The following is a 2,258-nucleotide window of genomic DNA, read 5'->3' on the forward strand; positions in this document are numbered from 1 at the left end:
CTATCAGCTATCAGCTATCAGCTATCAGCTATCAGCTATCAGCTATCAGCTATCAGCTATCAGCTATCAGCTATCAGCTATCAGCTATCAGCTATCAGCTATCAGCTATCAGCTATCAGCTATCAGCTTTTGAATAAAAGAGGTAAGCAAAAGTTTAATCTCAGTTCCTTGGCCTTTCGGCCAAGGAATTCATTGTATTTGGCTTTGAGTCCGTTGAACTCCTAAGCCGGATAGCTTGTTTTAAGCTGACCGCACCTCAAGTAGCGTGAGCTTTTAGCTCACGGCTGACCGCTGACGGCTGAATGCTTACATCTGATTAGCCTTTCAGTCCCTCTAACCAACTGGATAAATCCGACCCATCGGAAAAATCGAACAATGCCTCACTCAGTTGATCTAAATCAGCAGCAGATAAGTTGTTGATGACTGATTCTAGAGTAGGCTCGATTGTTCCAACCTGGCGTTTCAACTGACGCATAATTAGCTCCAGTTTTCCTTGCTGTAAGCCTTGCTGTAAGCCTTGCTGTAAGCCTTGCTGTAGACTTTGTTGGACTTTCTCTTCTCCCCAAGGTAATAAATGTCCAGAGCTATCCCACCACCGTAACCAATAGTTGGTGATTTCTGATTTTTTACCGTACCATACTCCCAGAAACAAACCCATAGATTCAATCCAGTAGCGTCCATTAGCATCGGGTTGTTGAAGGGTATAGCTTCCTGAATTAAGCGATCGCATTTCCAAACTTCCGGACCCTGGGTCAAAAATCACATAAATTGGTACTTGTAGGATTTGCTCGTAAAAGTACCATTTGCCATAGGGGTAACGGGGGTTCATGGAATATTCTCCTTGTTCCTTTTCGGATAAGAATTCCATAACCACTGCTGGTACCTCTCCTTCGGTGTGAGGGGTATAGCTACGGCGAATCACCCCTGGTAACACAGGAAACACAGAAGGTACATAAAACCAGTCCGGTGCTTTGACTACTGTTTTACCGTCCACATTGGCACAGAGTCCAAAGTTGGACGCAATCAGCATTGAGTTAGTGATAAATCCGGCTAATTCCAGAATCTCTCGCAGGATAGCCGCTAATAAGGGATGATAGAGATTTTCCACTGGGTCATCGGGTAATTGAAATTCGTCGGGGAGTTTTTCCCATCGGATAATGGGTTCGGCTTTCGTTTGAGTCATAGCCATATCGGGTGTCTTTATATCTTTAAGGTAACGAAAAACTTAACTTTGTTTGTTTGAATAGAGTTTTGAAGAGACTGCCGAGTTTTGAGGGTTTAGTTTTGAGTAATAACGACAGATTTTAAAATTTTATTATATTTATAGATTACAATTAATGTTAACTACTAAATTATTAAACACTAACTACTAATGACAAAGAAAACACTTGAAACCGCTACCTATGTCGAAGCAATGGCGCAACTCCTTGATTTAGACCTTAAGCCCCAACACCGTCCTGGTGTTATCAAAAACTTCGCTAAAATTTATGCGATCGCATCTTTAGTGACAGAATTTACCTTACCTGATGATATCGAAGCTGCTCCGGTATTTAAACCTTAGGATGCTGATTTTTTTTCTAGTAAATTAGAAAGCTTATTGGTTTATAACCGTTACTAAATCATCATAATAATAGTTTAAATTGGGATGCTAACCGTGAAACAAATTGATGATGCTATTGGAATTGCCACTGGGATTCGAGAAGGTCAAGTCACCGCAAAAACAGTTATTACTAACTGTCTCGAAAAAATCACTGTCCGTAACCAATCCCTTAACTGTTTCACAACGGTTACCACTGACCAAGCCTTATCCGATGCTGAAGAGATTGATCATGCTATTGCTAAAGGGAACAATCCCGGTCCATTGGCAGGAGTTCCTTTTGCAGTTAAAAACTTATATGATATTGCTGGCTTAATAACATTAGCTGGGTCAAAAATTAATGCTGAAAATCCTCCTGTTTCCCGTGATGCTACTGCTGTAACTAAACTAAAACAAGCGGGTGCTATCCTAGTCGGAGCATTAAATATGGATGAGTATGCCTATGGCTTTGTAACGGAAAATAGCCATTACGGTGCAACTCATAACCCCCATGATCTCACTCGCATTGCTGGTGGTTCCTCTGGCGGCTCGGCAGCAGCAGTGGCAGCGGGATTAGTACCAATTACTCTTGGTTCTGATACCAATGGTTCAATCCGGGTACCAGCTGCGTTGTGTGGTACTTTTGGCTTAAAACCTACCTACGGACGATTGTCTCGCGCAG

At 42.0% G+C, this 2,258-nt stretch carries 3 protein-coding genes; 2 read left to right on the top strand and 1 reads right to left on the bottom strand.

Annotated features, from left to right (window positions below; genetic code table 11):
• Positions 1-316: 316 nt before the first annotated feature.
• Positions 317-1,189, bottom strand: a complete 873-nt coding sequence (locus tag F6K20_RS34935; protein ID WP_009149431.1) for a DUF4351 domain-containing protein — start codon at positions 1,187-1,189, stop codon at positions 317-319.
• Positions 1,190-1,372: 183 nt separating this feature from the next.
• Here F6K20_RS34935 and F6K20_RS34940 point away from each other — a divergent pair, with 183 nt between their 5' ends.
• Positions 1,373-1,561: a DUF4089 domain-containing protein gene (locus tag F6K20_RS34940; protein ID WP_287297872.1), complete on the top strand. Its 189-nt coding sequence runs from the start codon at positions 1,373-1,375 to the stop codon at positions 1,559-1,561.
• An 84-nt stretch (positions 1,562-1,645) separates the two neighbouring features.
• A partial coding sequence (locus F6K20_RS34945; RefSeq protein ID WP_287297874.1) for an amidase family protein occupies positions 1,646-2,258 on the top strand: 613 nt, incomplete at its 3' end.

It is taken from the genome of Moorena sp. SIO2C4, from assembly GCF_010672485.1.
Classification (GTDB): Bacteria; Cyanobacteriota; Cyanobacteriia; order Cyanobacteriales; family Coleofasciculaceae; genus Moorena; species Moorena producens.

Coding starts and splice junctions, on each gene's coding strand:
- F6K20_RS34940 (WP_287297872.1), top strand. CDS start 1,373: ATGACAAAGAAAACACTTGAAACCGCTACCTATGTCGAAGCAATGGCG.
- F6K20_RS34935 (WP_009149431.1), bottom strand. CDS start 1,189: ATGGCTATGACTCAAACGAAAGCCGAACCCATTATCCGATGGGAAAAA.